Source organism: Streptomyces sp. NBC_01390 (assembly GCF_045040105.1).
Classification (GTDB): domain Bacteria; phylum Actinomycetota; class Actinomycetes; order Streptomycetales; family Streptomycetaceae; genus Streptomyces.
In genome coordinates this window covers 4,299,752-4,317,430 of record NZ_CP109551.1, presented here as the reverse complement: position 1 = coordinate 4,317,430, position 17,679 = coordinate 4,299,752, and the positions used below count along the sequence as shown (strand labels likewise).

Below are 17,679 nucleotides of genomic sequence, written 5' to 3'. Positions count from 1 at the left end.
GGCCCTCATTGGGTGCCCGGGGTGTGATCCCGTAATGACGTGGGGTGGCGTCGGCGGTCCGTGAGACCCTTGGGTAAACCCGTACGGGTTCCCGACCGCCGACCGAAAGCCTTGTAGTGACCGCCACTGACCGTTCCATCGAGCTCATCTCCGCCGCCGCGCAGGCGGCTGCCGACAAGCTCGCGCACGACATCATCGCCTACGACGTCAGCGACGTGCTGTCGATCACGGACGCCTTCCTGCTGGCCTCCGCACCCAACGACCGCCAGGTCAAGTCGATCGTCGACGAGATCGAGGAGCGGCTCGGCAAGGAACTCGGCATCAAGCCGGTCCGCCGCGAGGGTGACCGCGAGGCCCGCTGGGTGCTCCTGGACTACGTCGACATCGTCGTCCACGTCCAGCACAGCGAGGAGCGCGTCTTCTACGCCCTGGAGCGGCTCTGGAAGGACTGCCCCGAGCTGGAACTGCCCGCCGACGCCAAGGCCACCCGCGGCAAGGCCGCCGAGCACGCCAAGCTCCAGGCCGAGGAGGACCCCGCCGACTTCGGAGGTCTGCGGTGACCGCACCCTCGTCCACTGGGACCGGCCGCAAGCCGGGCCAGGGCCGACGCCTCATCCTGTGGCGCCACGGCCAGACGTCGTGGAACGTGGAGCGGCGCTTCCAGGGCACCACCGACGTCGAGCTCACCGAGACCGGCATCGGTCAGGCGCGCCGCGCCGCCCGGCTGCTCGCCTCCCTGAAGCCCGACGCGATCGTCGCCTCCGACCTCCGGCGCGCGGCCGACACGGCGCGCGAACTCGCCGAGCTCACCGACCTCACGGTGACGCACGACGAGGGCCTGCGGGAGACGTACGCGGGCGTCTGGCAGGGGCTGACGCACGAGGAGATCATCGGCCGCCACGGCGACGAGTACGCCGCGTGGAAGCGTGGTGAGCCGATCCGCCGAGGCGGCGGTGAACTGGAGACCGAGGTCGCCGACCGTGCCGCCCCCGTGGTGCTGCGGCACGCCGAGAAAATCCCCGAGAACGGCACCCTTGTGGTCGTCAGTCACGGTGGCACCATCCGGACCACCATTGGGCGCCTGCTCGGCCTGGAATCCCGCCATTGGGAGAGCCTCGGCGGTCTCTCCAACTGCTGCTGGTCCGTCCTCGGCGAGGGCGCCCGCGGCTGGCGTCTGCTCGAGCACAACGCCGGCACACTGCCCGAGCCGGTGCTCGGTGACGACGACTGACCCGGATTTCACTTTCCGGCAGGCCGCAGGCTAAAGTTCTTCTTGTTCGCCCCGCCGGGCGGGAAGAACAGACGGGGCTATAGCTCAGTTGGTAGAGCGCCTGCATGGCATGCAGGAGGTCAGGAGTTCAATTCTCCTTAGCTCCACAGTAGATGGTCGGTTGATCAAGGTCCCGCCCCCTCCGGGGGGCGGGATTTTTCGTTCGCCCTGCTTGAGTCACTTGGGGGCCCGGAGGCGTATACCTCTCCGGAAGCTCTACTTGTGTGCGCGTTCGCACCGGCTCCGACGGCCTCGGTGGGTGCCGTGTCCGGACTGGTACGAAGGCGTCGCTGACCGTATTGGCCCGGCCGTGGCAGAATCAAACGGCCGGAAGGGGGCGCGGCCCGACGGGAGGGAGTTGCGATGCCTGCGAGCATCCTCAGGGAGGTCGGTCACCTCCCTGATGCGGCGGTCATACGGGGCAGAAGAACCCGTCTCAGCTGTCCTTCCTGCGGTTCCGGCCATGTCGCCCAGGTGCTCGGTGACAACGGTGGCGTTTCCTACGTGTGCACGGCCTGCGGCCACAGCTGGAGCTGATCGATGGGTGCACACAGGAGGAAATGCGACTGGTGCGGCAGTGGTACGCCCATCGTCCGTGACATGGAGCCGGTGAACCACGACTACCAGTACTGGTGCGAGGAATGCGCGCGGGCGCTGATCATAAAAGGCGACCCGATCGAGACCTACCGTGAGCTGGAGGGCGAGCCGATCTACGGGCGGCTCCTCGAGGAGCACTGCACCCTCAAACGGTTCTACTCGTTCGTCACGGCCTGACCCCCGGCACCCCTGCCGGGGGACGACGGGGGGGCGACGGAAACGATTTGGTGCTGCACCGGGGGACCGGTAATGTTGGCGTCGCCGCCGGGGAAACCTGGCGGAACACCGCGAGGGGCTATAGCTCAGTTGGTAGAGCGCCTGCATGGCATGCAGGAGGTCAGGAGTTCAATTCTCCTTAGCTCCACAGAAGTCGAAGGCGGGTCATCCGAACAGGATGGCCCGCCTTCGTCGTTGTGCGTACGCAGAGTGCACGGGGAACTCGAACGGCGGGCGACTCGACCGATCCGAGTGGCCCGCCGTGGTTGCTCTCGCGTGTCTCCGGGTGTCTCCCGCGTGTCTCAGCGACCGCTGCCGAGGGCGCGGCGGCCCCTGCCACCGCGCTGGGAGAGGACCGGCAGCCGGTCCGGGGCCGAGGCCTTGGTGTCCTCCTCAAGACGCAGCGCCAGCGCCGGGCAGCGACGCACGGCGCGGAGCGCCTTCGCCTCCGCGTACCGGGGCACCTTCGCCTGCGCGACGGTCGGGAAGCCGTCGGCGCCCAGTTCGAAGACCTCCGGGAGGATGTCGGCGCACAGGCCGTGGCCCCGGCAGAGGGTCCAGTCGACGTAGATCTTCTGACGGCTGGGGCCGCTCTCCTCCTCCGCCTGGCCGCCCGGGATGCCCGTGGGGGTCTGACCGCCCTCGAAGAGCGGCAGAACGCCCTCTACGGGCCTTCCGCAGCCGTTTCCGAGGACATGGGCGGCGAGGTCGTCCGTGAACGCCTTGATGGTCGATTCCAGGAACATCGCCGAGCCGTCCGGATGCGAGCACGCGCCGCGCCGCTTCACGGACTTGGCGACCTGCTTGACGGCCTCCAGGGCGGCCGGGCCGCCGCCGTTGAGGATGTCCGCCATACCGCGCGCCGCGGCGGGCAGACCGAGGTAGCAGGGGCCGCACTGCCCGGCGCTCTCCTCGGCCAGCCACTGGGCCACGCGCAGGGACTCGCCCAGCGGGCAGGTGTCCTGGCTGATCGGCAGGATCGCGCCGGCGCCGAGCGCACCGCCCACCGCGTCCAGGGAGTTGCGCGAGACGATCGCCTCGTTGACCGTCGCTGCGTCGATCCACTTGCCGTGGTAGCCGCCGGTCAGCACCCCCTGCGGGACCGGCGGGGCGCCGGCGAGCTGGAGGACGTAGCGCAGCGGGACGCCCGTCGGCACCTCGATCACCATGGGGCGGGCGACCGCTCCGGAGACCGTGAGCATGACCGTGCCCGGCTCGTCGTACAGGCCGGTGTTGCAGTAGCGCTCGGCCCCCATGCGGGCGGCGATCGCCAGCTGGGCGTACGTCTCGGCGTTGGACAGCAGGGTGGGTGCGCCGCCGACGCCGCTCTGCGAGGCGCTGATCTTGCGGCCGGGCGGGATCGCCGGGCCGCCGTCGATGGAACGGATCAGTGAGGCGGCGGCGCCGGTGACCATGCGGATGGGATTGCGCTGCACGCGCGCGCGGAGGGCCGATCGGCGGCCGTTGTTCAGGCCGCGCTCGGCGAGCGCGGCCTCCATGGAACGCTGGGTGGATTCACGTGTCACCCCGATGACGAGGGTGCGGGCGCCCATGGCTTCCGCGCACAGCAGGGCGCCGTCCAGGATCAGGTGCGGGGCACGGTTGACCAGCACCGTGTCCTTGCGGCAGGCGGGCTCGTCCTCGCTCGCGTTGACGACGACGACCGGCCGCACACCGCGGCGGATCGCCGTCTCGGCGACCGACCGCAGCTTCTTGTGGAAGGGGAAACCCGCGCCGCCGCGGCCCTTGAGGGAAATACGTTCGGCGAGCTGCGCGAGCTGCTCGCCGCCCATCGGTTCGAGCGGCCCATGCACCTTGAGGTGCATGGGCAGGTCAAGTCTCTCGACAAGGTCGAAACCCGACGTGAGCTGGGGAAGCCCGACCACGCGGACTTCGGGTACGTCGGGCAGAGCCTCGTTCACTTAAAGCCTCCGGAAGGCGCGTTCCAAGGTTCGCCCGAACCCGGTGCGTCGAAGTCATAGGAAGCACCGGGGTTTGCATCAGTGGCGGGACCGCTGTTGTACGTGTCGTTCGCGTTGTACGTGCCATAGGCGGCATTCGACTCACCGGTGTTGTACATATCACTCGTGCCGTACGCGGCCGTGCCCGGATTGCCGTAGGCCGGGATGTTGTATCCGGTGTCGGCCATGGGGTCGTACGCCGACACGGGAGCCTCGCCGACGGGCGGCGGGGACGGGATCGGCCAGCTGCCCGACGTACTGCCGTCCATCCGCGGCATCGCCTCGGTGGCCTGGATGTCCATGCGCGCGGTCTGGTCCATGTACGAGTCCTGCGCGCTCGGGGGCGTCTGGGTGCGGTAGGCCGCCGCGAACCCGTCCTGCGAGGGTTCGGGGGTCATGGTGCGGCTGGTCGGAGCGTCGTAGAACGGCGACGCGGCGGGGGGCGCGCTGCGCTGCGGGGGCACCCCGGAGTCCCCGCGCGCGGGCCTCCCGGCGGACTGGTTCTCGTAGCCCGCCAGGGTGGACTCCCCGAGGCGAGCCCGGCTCGCGTCCAGGCCCTCGCGGCCCGGTCGCTCCTGGGAACCCAGGATCGCCATGATCTGGGCGGCCACCCTGCGCTTGAACGGGCGGGGCGCCGAGCGCAGTGCCAGGGCCGCGATGACCGCCAGCAGGCACAGGCCGTAGAGGATCGTGAAGATCGGCTTCGCCTGGCGTCCCGCGTACAGCCCGTGGACCAGCGCGAAGCACCAGGCCGGGTAGGCCAGCATGTGCATCGCGCGCCAGCGGGCCGCGACCGGTGCCGGGGAGGCGAACCGGCTGCGCAGGGCGCCGGTGACGGCCGTGAAGATCATGAGCAGGCCGGCCATCGAGCCCATGCCGATGAGACCTGAGGTGCCGGTGACGCCCAGGCTGAAGGGGATCAGCGCGGCGATCAGGGTGACGTGGTCGAGTGCCAGCTTGACCGAGACGTGCAGCAGGAGGAAGGCGACCGAGGAGACGGCGGTCGTCCGGTGCACGGCCTGTGCGATCAGTCGCTGACGGGTGTTCAGGAATACCCGGTCGGTTGCGACCAGGCCCCAGATCACCGAGCAGGAGAGGGCGACCAGCGACAGGACGCCGGCACCGAAGTTGAGGAAGTCCTGGACCGAGTCACCGCCGACCAGCACGATCACCGGTATGAGCAGCAGCATGGCAGCCGTCGCCATCCCGGAGACCGAACGGCCGGTCGCGGGAAGCGAACTGTTACTACGAGGGTTCATGGGGGCAACTCCGAGCGGTTCGGGAAGGCGGTCCCGCGTCGAACTCTAAGTCGAGACATACCGAGGAGTACGAGGTTTGAGTTATTGCGCTGTTACCAAAGGGCTACGAGGCCGTTGTGATGTCCCATAGGGGTTGTTACGCGAAGTAATTTTTGAACCTGGTTCAGGTATTGCTGTGTGGCGACTCACGTTTCCCACTGAGGCACGCGGGTGAGGTGTGGGGGTCCTGTGGGGACTTCCGGGACTCGTTCCAGGTATGGCACCCGGTGCCACGCACCCGGTGAACTCCGTCGCGGCACGCTCGACGGCTGCGGTACCCTGACGCCATGCGTGCCGTACGCCTTCTGCTTAGTGAGCCGCGCTGATCAGTCCCGACCACTGAAGAATCGTGGTCGGCATCGGCGCGGCGTCCCCTCCTGTGCGAGGGGATTTTTCATTTCCAGCCGCTGGCAGAGACGATCGATGGAGCTTTGAACACCATGAGCGAGACGAACCCCGCTGCCGCCGAGGTCGCAGCGCCGCACCGCTACACGGCTGCCATGGCGGCCGACATCGAGGCACGCTGGCAGGACTTCTGGGACGCCGAGGGCACGTACTCCGCCCCGAACCCGAGCGGAGATCTGGCGGACGACCCGGAACTGGCCGCCAGGCCCAAGAAGTTCATCATGGACATGTTCCCGTACCCCTCCGGTGCGGGTCTGCACGTCGGCCATCCGCTGGGCTACATCGCGACCGACGTGTACGCCCGCTTCCAGCGCATGACCGGCCACAACGTCCTGCACACCCTGGGTTTCGACGCCTTCGGCCTGCCCGCCGAGCAGTACGCCGTGCAGACCGGCACGCACCCTCGGGTGTCCACCGAAGCCAACATCGAGAACATGAAGGTCCAGCTGCGCCGGCTGGGTCTGGGCCACGACAAGCGCCGGTCCTTCGCCACGATCGACCCGGACTACTACAAGTGGACCCAGTGGATCTTCCTGCAGATCTTCAACTCCTGGTACGACGAGGAGGCGGACAGTGCCCGTCCCGTCGCCGACCTGATCGCCCAGTTCGAGAGCGGCGAGCGCGCCGTACCGGGTGACCACGCGCGCGCGTGGAACGAGCTGACCGCCGCCGAGCGCGCGGACGTCCTGAGCGAGTACCGCCTGGCGTACGCCTCGGAGGCGCCCGTCAACTGGTGTCCGGGACTGGGCACCGTACTGGCGAACGAGGAGGTCACCGCCGACGGCCGTTCCGAGCGGGGCAACTTCCCCGTCTTCAAGGCCAAGCTGCGCCAGTGGAACATGCGCATCACCGCCTACGCCGACCGGCTGCTGAACGACCTGGACGCGCTGGACTGGCCCGAGGCCATCAAGCTGCAGCAGCGCAACTGGATCGGCCGCTCCGAGGGCGCCCGCGTCGACTTCCCCGCGGGCGCCGAGGCCATCACGGTCTTCACCACCCGCCCGGACACCCTGTTCGGCGCCAGCTACATGGTCCTGGCACCCGAGCACCCGCTGGTCGAGAAGCTGACCCCGGCCGCCTGGCCCGAGGGCACCCACGACGTCTGGACGGGCGGCCACGCGACGCCCACCGAGGCCGTCGCCGCCTACCGCGCCCAGGCCGCCTCGAAGTCGGACGTCGAGCGGCAGGCCGAGGCCAAGGACAAGACCGGTGTCTTCATCGGCTCGTACGCGACCAACCCGGTCAACGGCGAGAAGGTCCCCGTCTTCATCGCCGACTACGTCCTGATGGGGTACGGCACCGGCGCGATCATGGCCGTACCGGCGGGCGACCAGCGCGACTTCGAGTTCGCACGCGCCTTCGAGCTGCCGATCCCCTGCATCGTCGAGCCGACCGACGGACGCGGCACCGAAACCTCGACGTGGGACAACGCCTTCGGCGCGTACGACGCGAAGATCATCAACTCGGCCAACGACGACATCTCGCTGGACGGGCTGGCCGTCGCCGACGCCAAGGCGCGCATCACCGAGTGGCTGGAGAGCAAGGGGATCGGTCGCGGGACCGTCAACTTCCGGCTGCGCGACTGGCTGTTCAGCCGCCAGCGCTACTGGGGCGAGCCCTTCCCCATCGTCTACGACGAGGACGGCGTCGCCCACTCGCTGCCCGAGTCGATGCTGCCCCTGGAACTGCCCGAGGTCGAGGACTACTCGCCGCGCACCTTCGACGCCGACGACGCGAACACCTCTCCGGAGACCCCGCTGTCCCGCGACGCGGACTGGGTCAACGTCACCCTGGACCTGGGTGACGGCCGCGGCCCGCGGAAGTACCGCCGCGAGACCAACACCATGCCCAACTGGGCCGGTTCCTGCTGGTACGAGCTGCGCTACCTGGATCCGCACAACAGCGAGAAGCTGGTCGACCCGGCCATCGAGCAGTACTGGATGGGCCCCCGGGAGGGGCAGCCCCACGGCGGCGTCGACCTGTACGTCGGCGGCGCCGAGCACGCCGTGCTGCATCTGCTGTACGCGCGCTTCTGGTCCAAGGTCCTGTTCGACCTGGGGCACGTCTCCTCGGTCGAGCCGTTCCACCGGCTGTTCAACCAGGGCATGATCCAGGCCTTCGTGTACCGCGACAGCCGTGGCATCGCCGTCCCGGCCGCCGAGGTGGAGGAGCGCGACGGCGCCTTCTTCCACAACGGCGAGAAGGTCTCCCGGCTGCTGGGCAAGATGGGCAAGTCCCTGAAGAACGCGGTCACTCCGGACGAGGTCAGCGCCGAGTACGGGGCCGACACGCTGCGCCTGTACGAGATGGCCATGGGTCCCCTGGACGTGTCGCGGCCGTGGGACACGCGCGCGGTGGTGGGCCAGTACCGGCTGCTGCAGCGGCTGTGGCGCAACGTCGTCGACGAGGAGAGCGGCGAGGTCACCGTCGTCGACACCGAGGCCGACGAGACGACCCTGCGTGCCCTGCACAAGGCGATCGACGGCGTCCGCCAGGACCTGGAGGGCCTGCGGTTCAACACCGCAATCGCCAAGGTCACCGAGCTGAACAACCACCTGACCAAGGTGGGCGGTCCGGTCGCGCGCCCCGTGGCCGAGGCCCTGGTGCTGCTGGTCGCGCCGCTGGCCCCGCACATCGCCGAGGAACTGTGGCGCAGGCTGGGCCACCACGACTCGGTCGTCCACCAGGACTTCCCGGTCGCGGACCCCGCGTACGTCGTGGACGAGAGCGTGACCTGCGTCGTGCAGATCAAGGGCAAGGTCAAGGCCCGCCTGGAGGTCTCGCCGTCGATCACCGACGACGAGCTGGAGAAGGTGGCGCTGAGTGACGACAAGGTCGTCGAGGCGCTGGCCGGAGCGGGGATCCGCAAGGTGATCGTGCGGGCGCCGAAGCTGGTCAACATCGTCACGGCGTAGGCGCAGGTGTTGGTGCGGGCATCGGCGCAGACGTCGGCGTGAGTGCGGGTGGCTCGTCCGGCTCTTCCGGGTAGTCCCCTACGGGCAGGTTCGGGGTTCTTTTGGAACTCCGGACCTGCCCTTTGCGTTTACCGTTGAAGAGCGGCTCGAAGGCCGCGACCGGTAGGAGGAGGAGCGTCGTGGAAGCCGCTGTCGCAGTTGTCGCCCTGCTCTTTCTGCTGTTCGTGGTGCTGGGCGTGTACGCGACCGTGAAGGTGGTCGGCGCGGCCAAGAGAGGCGTGGACCGGACGATCTCGCAGGCCCGCCGCACGGTCGAGGACACCACGCTGCGCGCCAAGACCTACGCCCAGCCCGGCCCGGCCGGCGAGCTGGCCCAGCTCAGGCTGAAGCTGCGCACCTCGATGCGGGCCACACAGGACGCGCTGCACGCCGGAGTCGGCGAGGACGAGTCCCTCAAGGAGTCGCTCGGCCTCTTCGAGCGGCTCAGCTCGCACGGCCACGAGCTGGACGCGGAACTCAAGAGGCTGGAGTCCGAGCCCGACCGGGCGAGGCTCGTCGCGCGACTGCCCGCCCTGCGCGAGCGCACCGATCAGATCACGCAGGCGGCCGACTCGCTGCGCTGGGCGGCCCGGGACCGGGCGACGCGTTTCGCGGACGACGACCTGGACGCCCTGAGGACCCAGATAGACGTCGAGGCGGGCGCCCTGCGGCACTGGACGACGGCGGAGCCCACGCCTGCCGCGCCCCCTGCACAGACCCCCACCCCTGCCTCCGCTCCGGCGCCGTGGCCAGAGGCCCCGGCCCCCGACGGCGTGACGGCGCAACAGACCTGGCCGGACAACCCCGACGCGCGCCGGGCCACCGAACCGACCCGGCCGGCGATCACCCCGCCGGTCCAGCAGCCCGTCTACCCCTGGCAGAAGAAACCCCGTCCCGAGAGCACGACTTGATCCTGCGGCACGACTCCGGTCCCGCCGCAGGTGAAAGGGGCGGGCTGCCGCCCACCACCTACGGCAGGTAACCTCCAGATCATGTCCCGCCATGTCGCGATCGTCACCGATTCAACGGCCTACCTGCCGCCGCTGACGATGGAGCGCCACGGCATCATCGCGGTGCCGCTGACCGTGGTCCTCGGTGACCAGGCCCTCGAAGAGGGCACCGAGATCTCGGCCCGTTCCCTGGCCCAGGCACTCCAGAAGCGCCGGCCCGTCACCACCTCCCGTCCCAGCCCGCAGCTCTTCGCGGAGACCTATCGCAAGCTCGCCGAGTCCGGCGCCACCGGCATCGTCTCGCTGCACCTCTCCGCCGAGTTCTCGGGCACGTACGACGCCGCGGTGCTGGCGGCCCGTGAGGCGCCGGTGCCCGTGCGGGTGGTGGACACCGGCGTGGTCGCGATGGCCCTCGGGTTCTGCGCACTTTCGGCGGCCGAGGTGGCGGAAGCGGGCGGCACGGTGGACGAGGCAGTCGCCGCCGCGGAGAAGCGGGCCGCCGGTACGTCCGCGTACTTCTACGTCGACACGCTCGACTATCTGCGCCGCGGCGGTCGGATAGGCGCCGCGCAGGCACTCCTCGGCTCCGCCCTCGCCGTGAAGCCGCTGCTGCAGCTGGACGGGGGCCGCATCGAGCTGCGGGAGAAGGTCCGGACGGCGTCCAAGGCGATCGCCCGGCTGGAGGAGATCGCCGCCGATCAGGCGGGCAGCGCGCAGGTCGACATCGCCGTTCACCATCTGGCTGCCCCCGACAGGGCGGCGGCCCTCGCGGACCGATTGCGGCTACGGGTGCCGGGGCTGGCCGAGTTGCATGTGAGCGAGGTCGGGGCGGTGATCGGGGCGCATACGGGGCCCGGGTTGCTGGGAGTGGTCGTCTCGCCTCGGTAAGGGGTGTCGCAGGCTCTGATGACAGGGTTTTGCCTGTGCGCGGGACCCGTGTGGGTGACGGAGTTATCCACAACCGGCGGGTAATCCACCGAAATTGAGCAAGATCATCGCGAGTCGGAGGATTCCTCCATCCTCGGCGCATGGCACTTCGATCACGTTCACACGCAACCACTCCGACCAGTGGCCCGGGCCGCGGCCCGATGTCCGACGGCCGCGTCCGGCACAGCCATCGACGACGTCCGCACGGCCGGTCCCGGCAGCGGCAGGCCTCTGCCGACGAGATCCGCCGCCGGGCGGAGGTGCTCTTCGGCGAACAGGCGCTGCGACGAAGGGAGTCGGGGAACGGGCCGCCGGGCGGTGAGCGGGATGCGGAGGCGGGGGACCACGAGGAGAGGGTGCGGGGCGTCACTCCGACGGTGCGTCTTGACACCCCGGTTCACATCCCAGCCGATGTTCCGGTCGCAGTTCCGGCGGCTGATGTGCCGGTCGCGTTTCCTCGTGGACGGGCGGGCGTCACCAGGGACGCGCCTCGTGCGGCGGAAGTGCCGGAAACCGCGGAAATTCCGGTAGCGGTGGGCAGTGGTGTCGGTGGCCGTGCTGTGGGTGGTCGGGCTGTCGGGGCCTGGCAGGAGCGGGCCGGGCTCGCGATGCGGGAGCGGATGCCTGTCTGGTTGCAGGTGCGGTGCGGTCTGGAGCGGCGGAGCGTGCTGGCGCTCACGGTGGTGCTGGTCGCTGCCGCGGTGCTCGCCACGCAGCACTTCTGGACGGGGCGTGCCCAGTCCGTTCGGGCGCCGGAGGTCGTGCGGGCGGCGGCGCCGGTGGGGGCGGTGCGGGCGGGGGCGGGTGGTACGGCCGTGCCCCGGGGTGTCGCGGGGGCGGCAGGGGCCCAGATCGTGGTGGACGTCAGCGGCAAGGTGCGTGAGCCGGGAGTGCATCGGCTGCCGGCCGGGTCCAGGGTCACCGACGCCCTGCGAGCCGCAGGTGGGGTGCGTCCGGGTACGAAGACGGACGGGCTCAACCGCGCGCGCTTCCTGGTGGACGGCGAACAGGTGGTGGTCGGTGGGCCTGCGCCCGTACCGGGAGCCGTCTTGAGCGGTACGGGTGGCTCGGGTGGTGGGGGAGCGGGCGGTGCCATGGGCGGTCCGGCGGTTGGACCGGCGGCGCCTGTCCCGTTGAACACGGCCACGGTGGATCAGCTCGACACCTTGCCGGGGGTCGGCCCTGTGCTGGCCCAGCACATCATCGACTACCGCACCCAGCACGGCGGATACCGGTCCGTGGACGAACTGCGCGACGTGAACGGCATCGGTGACCGGCGCTTCGCCGACCTGCGAAATCTCGTGCAGCCATGAACCGGGTACCGCCTGTCTCGGAGCCCGAAGGGCCGCCCGGTCGTGCGGTGGCCGGGGCCGCGCACGAGGAGCCCCGCCCACACGATGACCCGGGCGCCCCCGCTCAGCGAACACCCCGCGCACGTGGGTCCGTGCACGCGGCCTCGGGGAAACGCCTGGGGGCGGCCAATCCCCGACAGGAAGGGCCGACGGACCTGCGGTTGGTGCCGCCCGCACTGGCGGCCTGGGCGACGGCGGCACTGGCGCTGGACGTCCCGCCCGGCTGGGTCACCGGCGGTGCGGTCGTCTGTTCGGTCGTGGCGGGTCTGCTCCTGCTGGCCCGACGCACTTCCGGGGAGCCCGGTCTCCCGTCGGCCGGACAGCCCCGGCGGGGCAGCTGGTCGCGGGTCTCCGTGGCCGCTGTGCTGCTCTGTGTCGCCGCCGCCGCGGTCTCCGCCGGGCTGCACGGGGCCGATCTGCGGCGGGGACCGGTGCCAGGGCTGGCTCGGCAGTATGCCGGTGTGACGGCCGAGTTGGAGGTCACCTCGGATCCGCGACTCACCCGGCCCCGTGTCCAGGGCGCCCATGCCCTGCCGTCCGCCGTACTGATCGAGGCCGACGTCCGGCGAGTCGAGAAGGCGGACGGGAGTGTGGTGGCGACGCGGACGCCGGTGCTGGTGACCGTCGACATGGGCGGGAAGCCGAGGAGGACGGGACCGTTCCGCCGGGCGGCGAACGCGGTGAACGCGGTGAACGCGGCGGAGTCGGTGAACGTGGGTAACGCGGCGGGCGCGGGTAAGTCGGCGGACGGGCCGGAGAGTTCGCCCTGGCTCGGGCTGCTGCCGTCCACACGGTTGCGGGTGACCGGGCGGCTCGTGCCCGCGCTGACGGGAGGCGACCGGGTCGCGGCCGTGCTGAGGGTACGGGACAGGGCCGCACCGGAGGTGGTGGGGCAGCCGTCGGCGGCGCAGCGGTTCGCGGGGCGACTGCGCGCGGGGCTGCGGGACGCCACCGAGGACCTGCCGGAGGACGCCCGGGCGCTGCTGCCCGGGCTGGTGGTCGGAGACACCTCCCGTGTCACACCCGAGCTGGACGAGGCGTTCAAGGAGACCGACCTCACGCACCTTATGGCTGTCAGCGGTGCGAACTTCACGATTCTGCTCGCCCTGCTCATCGGCCCGCCCGCCCTTGCCCAGCAGGTCGAACGGCGGGGCCTCGCACCGCGCCTGGGCCTCTCCCTCAGGGCGACCGCGCTGCTCGGCGGCGCGCTCACCCTGGGATTCGTCGTCGTGTGCCGACCCGACCCGAGTGTGCTGCGGGCCGCGGCCTGCGGATCCGTCGCGCTGCTCGCTCTCGCGACCGGGCGTCGCCGGTCACTGATCCCGGCGCTGGCGACAGCGGTTCTGCTCCTGGTGCTGTACGACCCCTGGCTGGCGCGGAGTTACGGCTTCCTGCTCTCCGTCCTGGCCACCGGAGCGCTCCTCACCATCGCGCCCCGCTGGAGCCCGGCGTTGCGCAGGCGCGGGGTGCCGCCACGGCTGGCGGAGGCGCTGGCCGCGGCCGGTGCGGCGCAGGCCTTGTGCGCGCCGGTTGTGGCCGTGCTGTCGGCAAGGGTGAGCCTGGTGGCGGTGCCGTGCAACCTGCTCGCGGAGTTCGCCGTCGCCCCGGCCACCGTGCTGGGCTTCGCGGCACTGGCCTCGGCGCAGGTCGCGATGCCGGTGGCCAGGATGCTGGCCTGGGGTGCGAGTTGGCCCGCGGGATGGATCGTCGACATCGCCCGTACGGGAGCGGCCCTGCCCGGCGGGGGAGTGGACTGGCCGGGGAGCTGGACGGGCGCGCTGCTGCTGGGGCTGTGCATGGTGCTCGTGGTGTTCGCCGGCGCGCGACTGCTCAGGCATCCGTGGTGGTGCGCGGCCTGCGGTGTGCTGTTGCTCCTGGTCGTGGTCCGGCCGGCACCGCTGACCAGGGTGATCACGGGGTGGCCGCCGCCGGGGTGGCGGTTCGTCATGTGCGACGTGGGGCAGGGGGACGCGACCGTGCTCGCGGCGGGGGAAGGCACCGGTGTGGTCGTGGACGCCGGACCCGACCCGGTACTGGTCGACCACTGTCTGCGCGAACTCGGCATCACCAAGGTGCCCCTCGTGATCCTCACCCACTTCCATGCCGACCATGTCGCGGGGCTGCCCGGCGTACTGCGCGGGCGCTCGGTGGGCGCGATCGAGACGACAGGGTTCGAGGAGCCCGAGGACCAGGCCGAGTTCGTGCTCAGAGAGGCGGTGGCCCGGGGCGTCCCGGTGACGCGTGCCGTCGCCGGTGAGCGGCGGCGGACGGGGGACCTCGACTGGGAGGTGCTGTGGCCGAGACCGGCGCCGGCCCCTGAACCGGAGGGCGCCAACGACGCCAGTGTCACCCTGCTCGTACGGTCGGCCGGACTGCGCCTGCTGCTCCTCGGGGACCTCGAACCTCCGGCCCAGCGCGCGCTGTTGAGTTCACCGGCCGCCGCTCAGGTGCGTGCCGTGGACGTCCTCAAGGTCGCCCATCACGGGTCGGCCTATCAGGACCCGGACCTCATACGGGCGGCTGCTCCACGGCTGGCGCTCATCTCGTGCGGCGCGGAGAACACGTACGGGCATCCGGCTCCCAGCACGGTGGCGGCGCTCAGGGAGGGTGGTGCTGTGGTGCTGCGGACGGACGAGGACGGGGCCCTGGCGGTCGTCGGTGCGGGCCGGGAGCTGCGGGTGGCGGGAAACTGAGGCCATGTATTCCGAACAGGCTGATGCCTACCTCCGCCGGTTGGGCGCCGAGCGTCCCGCGTCGCCCAGCTTCGACGTGTTGCGCGAGCTGCAACTGCGGCACCTGGTGTCGGTGCCCTTCGAGAACCTCTCGATCCATCTGGGCGAGGACATCGTTCTGGACGAGAACCGGCTGTTCGACAAGGTGGTGAACGCCCGTCGGGGCGGGTTCTGCTACGAACTCAACGGTCTCTTCGGAGCGTTGCTCACGGCACTGGGCTTCGACGTCACATTGCTGGCGGCGCGGGTGTACGGCGACGAGGACCGGCTCGGCATTCCCTACGACCATCTCGCGCTGCGGGTGCGGACGGCGGACGGCGGCGACTGGCTGGTCGACGTGGGCTTCGGGGCGCACAGCCACTGGCCGCTGGCCATCGGACGTCGGCAGGAACAGGAGGATCCGGGCGGTACGTTCCGGGTCGTCGAGGCGGGGCCGGACGCGGCGGGAGCACGAGGGGGCGGGGCCGACGCGGGCCTGGGTGACCTGGACGTGGTCCGGGACGGCGTGCGCCGGTACCGGCTGGAGCTGCGGCCCCGTGTGCTCGGGGACTTCGTCGCCGGGGCCTGGTGGCACAGCACCTCGCCGGAGTCGCACTTCACGCGCTCCCTGGTCTGTTCGCGGGTCACGGAGGAAGGAGGGAGGATCACGCTCAGCGGCCGGAGTCTCACGGTGACGGCGCCGGGCGGGGAACGGGAGGTGCGGGAGCTGGAGACGGACAGCGAGGTGCTCTCCGTGTACCGGGAGCGGTTCGGGATCGAGGTGTCGGGTGTGCCGACGGTAGGGGGAACCGGTGGGGCGGCTGAGGCCACCGGGGTGGCTGGGTGACTGGGCGACTGGGGGAGGCCGGGATGAGCGTAGCGAGGGGATCGGGGCTCGGGGTGGCGGAAAATGTATCCGTGAACGATGTGAGACATGTGCTGGTGCTGCCCGACCGTGATGCTGCCGAGGACGTGGTGGAGGCGCTGCGTGACCGGTTCGGTATCGGTGAGGAGCCGCAGCTCGTACGGGATGCCCTGGCCGGTGAGGACGACGCCGAGGACGCGCAGTGGCTCGTGGTGCTGCGGGACGAGGCGGGGCGGCTGGATCCGAAGGAGCTGGACGATTTCGCGGGGGAGTGGGAAGGGTGGCGGGAGGAGCCGTAGCCGGTGAGCGGGAGGGCGGGGCTGCGGGCGGGCCGCGTTGTCAGTGGCTCGTGGGATGCTTTCCCCGATGGCCAAGAAGACCGCACATGACGACCCTCTCGCCCCTGTCACGCTTGCCGTGGGCCAGGAGGACCTCCTGCTCGACCGTGCCGTGCAGGAGGTGGTGGCCGCCGCTCGGGCCGCCGACGCCGACACGGACGTACGAGACCTGACCTCGGACCAGTTGCAGCCGGGCACGCTGGCTGAGCTGACCAGTCCGTCGCTCTTCTCTGAGCGCAAGGTCGTGGTCGTACGCAACGCGCAGGATCTCTCGGCCGACACGGTCAAGGATGTGAAGGCGTACTTCGGGGCGCCCGCGGAGGAGATCACCCTCGTGCTGCTGCACGCGGGGGGAGTCAAGGGCAAGGGGTTGCTCGACGCGGCGCGCAAGGCGGGGGCGCGGGAGGTGGCGTGTCCCAAGATGACCAAGCCGGCGGATCGGCTGGCGTTCGTGCGGTCGGAGTTCCGGGTGACAGGGAGATCGGCCACACCGGAGGCGTGCCAGGCGCTCGTCGACTCGATCGGCAGTGATCTGCGGGAGCTGGCGTCCGCGGTGACTCAGCTCGTCGCGGATGTCGAGGGGACGATCGACGGGGCGGTGGTCGGGCGGTACTACACGGGGCGGGCCGAGGCGTCGAGCTTCGAGGTCGCCGACCGGGCTGTCGAGGGGCGGGCGGCGGAGGCGCTGGAGGCGTTGCGGTGGTCGTTGTCCACCGGGGTGGCGCCGGTGCTGATCACCAGTGCGTTGGCGCAGGGGGTGCGGGCGATCGGGAAGCTGTCCTCCGCGCGGGGGGGCGGTCGGCCGGCGGATCTCGCGCGGGAGCTGGGGATGCCGCCGTGGAAGATCGACCGGGTGCGGCAGCAGATGCGGGGGTGGACTCCGGATGGGGTTGCTGAGGCGTTGCGGGCGGTGGCTGAGGCTGATGCGGGGGTGAAGGGGGGCGGGGATGATCCCGAGTACGCGTTGGAGAAGGCGGTTGTGGTGATTGCCCGGGCGGCTCGGTCTCGGGGGCGCGGGTAGGGGGTGGGGTGGTTTCGCCCCCGCCGCCCTTACCCGTCCCATCCTGTTCCTGGGGGCTGCGCCCCCAGACCCCCCTGTCGGCCCTGAAGAGGCCTCGTCCTCAAACTCCCCCAGAGGGGGGACCCCCAACGGGCTGAGGGCGCGGGCCTGCGTTGGAAAGGTGCGGCCGGGGCTGGTTAGGCCTTGTCCTCGAGCGCCGGACGGGCTGAGGGTGCGGGCCTGGGCTGGAAAGGTGCGGCCGGGGCTGGAGGGTGATGCCTGGCTCTGGAGAGGTGCCGGTCGCGCTGGAGCGGTACCGCCCGTGCCGGAGAGGTATCGGTATCGCCTCGCTGTTGAAGCGTTGTCGTTCATGCCGAAGGCCCCGGCAGTCGTCCTGGGGAGGACGGTGGTCGGGGCCTTCGGGGCAATCGTCTTCTGGTGCTGCTGGTGGCCTCACGCCCGCGTGGCGAACGCAGATCGTGCGTGGGGCCGGGGTGCCGGGTGGGGGCGGGAGAGAGGGCCCGCTCTGGTCCTCCGGCGGTTGGATCAGATCAAGGAAAGAGAGGTTCAGCCCTTGAGGGTGGCGACCTTGGAAGCAAGCGCCGACTTCTTGTTGGCGGCCTGGTTCTTGTGGATGACGCCCTTCGAGACGGCCTTGTCGAGCTGGCGCGCGGCAGCGCGCTGAGCCTCGGTCGCCTTCGCGACGTCACCCGCGGCAGCGGCCTCGCGGGCCTTGCGGATCGCGGTCTTCAGGGAGGACTTGACGGCCTTGTTGCGCAGCCGGGCCTTCTCGTTGGTCTTGATCCGCTTGATCTGGGACTTGATGTTCGCCACG

Annotated in this window: 14 protein-coding genes and 2 tRNA genes; 13 read left to right on the top strand and 3 right to left on the bottom strand. The window is 70.6% G+C overall.

Features of this window, described 5'->3' with window-relative positions; genetic code table 11:
- The first annotated feature begins 116 nt into the window (after positions 1-116).
- From rsfS to OG241_RS19220, 5 genes are all read left to right on the top strand, one after another.
- Positions 117-560 (top strand): ribosome silencing factor, encoded by a 444-nt coding sequence (rsfS, locus tag OG241_RS19240; protein ID WP_006376171.1) that lies wholly within the window; start codon positions 117-119, stop codon positions 558-560.
- The gene (locus tag OG241_RS19235; RefSeq protein ID WP_405816766.1) at positions 557-1,231 is read left to right on the top strand and encodes a histidine phosphatase family protein; all 675 of its coding nucleotides are present in this window, start codon (positions 557-559) and stop codon (positions 1,229-1,231) included. Before rsfS ends, OG241_RS19235 begins: the two co-directional genes overlap by 4 nt.
- A gap of 73 nt (positions 1,232-1,304) precedes the next feature.
- Positions 1,305-1,377: transfer RNA gene (locus OG241_RS19230), tRNA-Ala, on the top strand.
- Positions 1,378-1,810: 433 nt separating this feature from the next.
- Entirely contained in the window at positions 1,811-2,044 is a 234-nt protein-coding gene (locus tag OG241_RS19225) for a hypothetical protein (RefSeq protein ID WP_044472114.1), read from the top strand.
- A gap of 114 nt (positions 2,045-2,158) precedes the next feature.
- Positions 2,159-2,231 (top strand) — tRNA-Ala (locus tag OG241_RS19220).
- Positions 2,232-2,385: 154 nt separating this feature from the next.
- On the opposite strand, the gene OG241_RS19215 is transcribed toward OG241_RS19220, so the two are convergent.
- Complete coding sequence (locus OG241_RS19215) at positions 2,386-4,005, bottom strand: NADH-ubiquinone oxidoreductase-F iron-sulfur binding region domain-containing protein (RefSeq protein ID WP_405816764.1); 1,620 nt, start codon at positions 4,003-4,005, stop codon at positions 2,386-2,388.
- Positions 4,002-5,303, bottom strand: a complete 1,302-nt coding sequence (locus tag OG241_RS19210; protein ID WP_405816763.1) for a cytochrome b/b6 domain-containing protein — start codon at positions 5,301-5,303, stop codon at positions 4,002-4,004. The genes OG241_RS19215 and OG241_RS19210 overlap by 4 nt, the downstream gene beginning before the upstream one ends.
- 479 nt (positions 5,304-5,782) lie before the next feature.
- Here OG241_RS19210 and leuS point away from each other — a divergent pair, with 479 nt between their 5' ends.
- The 8 genes from leuS (at position 5,783) to holA (ending at position 16,865) form a co-directional block, all read left to right on the top strand.
- Positions 5,783-8,662: a leucine--tRNA ligase gene (gene leuS / locus OG241_RS19205; RefSeq protein WP_405816762.1), complete on the top strand. Its 2,880-nt coding sequence runs from the start codon at positions 5,783-5,785 to the stop codon at positions 8,660-8,662.
- Between the two features lie 179 nt (positions 8,663-8,841).
- Entirely contained in the window at positions 8,842-9,612 is a 771-nt protein-coding gene (locus OG241_RS19200) for a hypothetical protein (RefSeq protein WP_405816760.1), read from the top strand.
- A gap of 81 nt (positions 9,613-9,693) precedes the next feature.
- Positions 9,694-10,539 carry a DegV family protein gene (locus tag OG241_RS19195; RefSeq protein ID WP_405816759.1) on the top strand — a complete coding sequence of 282 codons (846 nt, stop codon included), beginning with the start codon at positions 9,694-9,696 and terminating at the stop codon, positions 10,537-10,539.
- 140 nt (positions 10,540-10,679) lie between these two features.
- A complete protein-coding gene (locus OG241_RS19190) occupies positions 10,680-11,891 on the top strand; it encodes a helix-hairpin-helix domain-containing protein (RefSeq protein WP_405816757.1) in 1,212 nt (403 codons plus the stop codon).
- A gap of 131 nt (positions 11,892-12,022) precedes the next feature.
- Entirely contained in the window at positions 12,023-14,623 is a 2,601-nt protein-coding gene (locus OG241_RS19185) for a ComEC/Rec2 family competence protein (RefSeq protein WP_405816755.1), read from the top strand.
- 4 nt (positions 14,624-14,627) lie between these two features.
- On the top strand, positions 14,628-15,488 hold the full coding sequence (locus tag OG241_RS19180) for an arylamine N-acetyltransferase (protein WP_405816753.1): 861 nt from the start codon (positions 14,628-14,630) through the stop codon (positions 15,486-15,488).
- A gap of 71 nt (positions 15,489-15,559) precedes the next feature.
- Complete coding sequence (locus OG241_RS19175; protein WP_405816752.1) at positions 15,560-15,805, top strand: hypothetical protein; 246 nt, start codon at positions 15,560-15,562, stop codon at positions 15,803-15,805.
- A gap of 67 nt (positions 15,806-15,872) precedes the next feature.
- Positions 15,873-16,865: a DNA polymerase III subunit delta gene (gene holA, locus OG241_RS19170; RefSeq protein ID WP_405816750.1), complete on the top strand. Its 993-nt coding sequence runs from the start codon at positions 15,873-15,875 to the stop codon at positions 16,863-16,865.
- Positions 16,866-17,411: 546 nt separating this feature from the next.
- On the opposite strand, the gene rpsT is transcribed toward holA, so the two are convergent.
- Positions 17,412-17,678, bottom strand: a complete 267-nt coding sequence (gene rpsT / locus OG241_RS19165) for a 30S ribosomal protein S20 (RefSeq protein ID WP_006377997.1) — start codon at positions 17,676-17,678, stop codon at positions 17,412-17,414.
- Position 17,679: the final 1 nt, after the last annotated feature.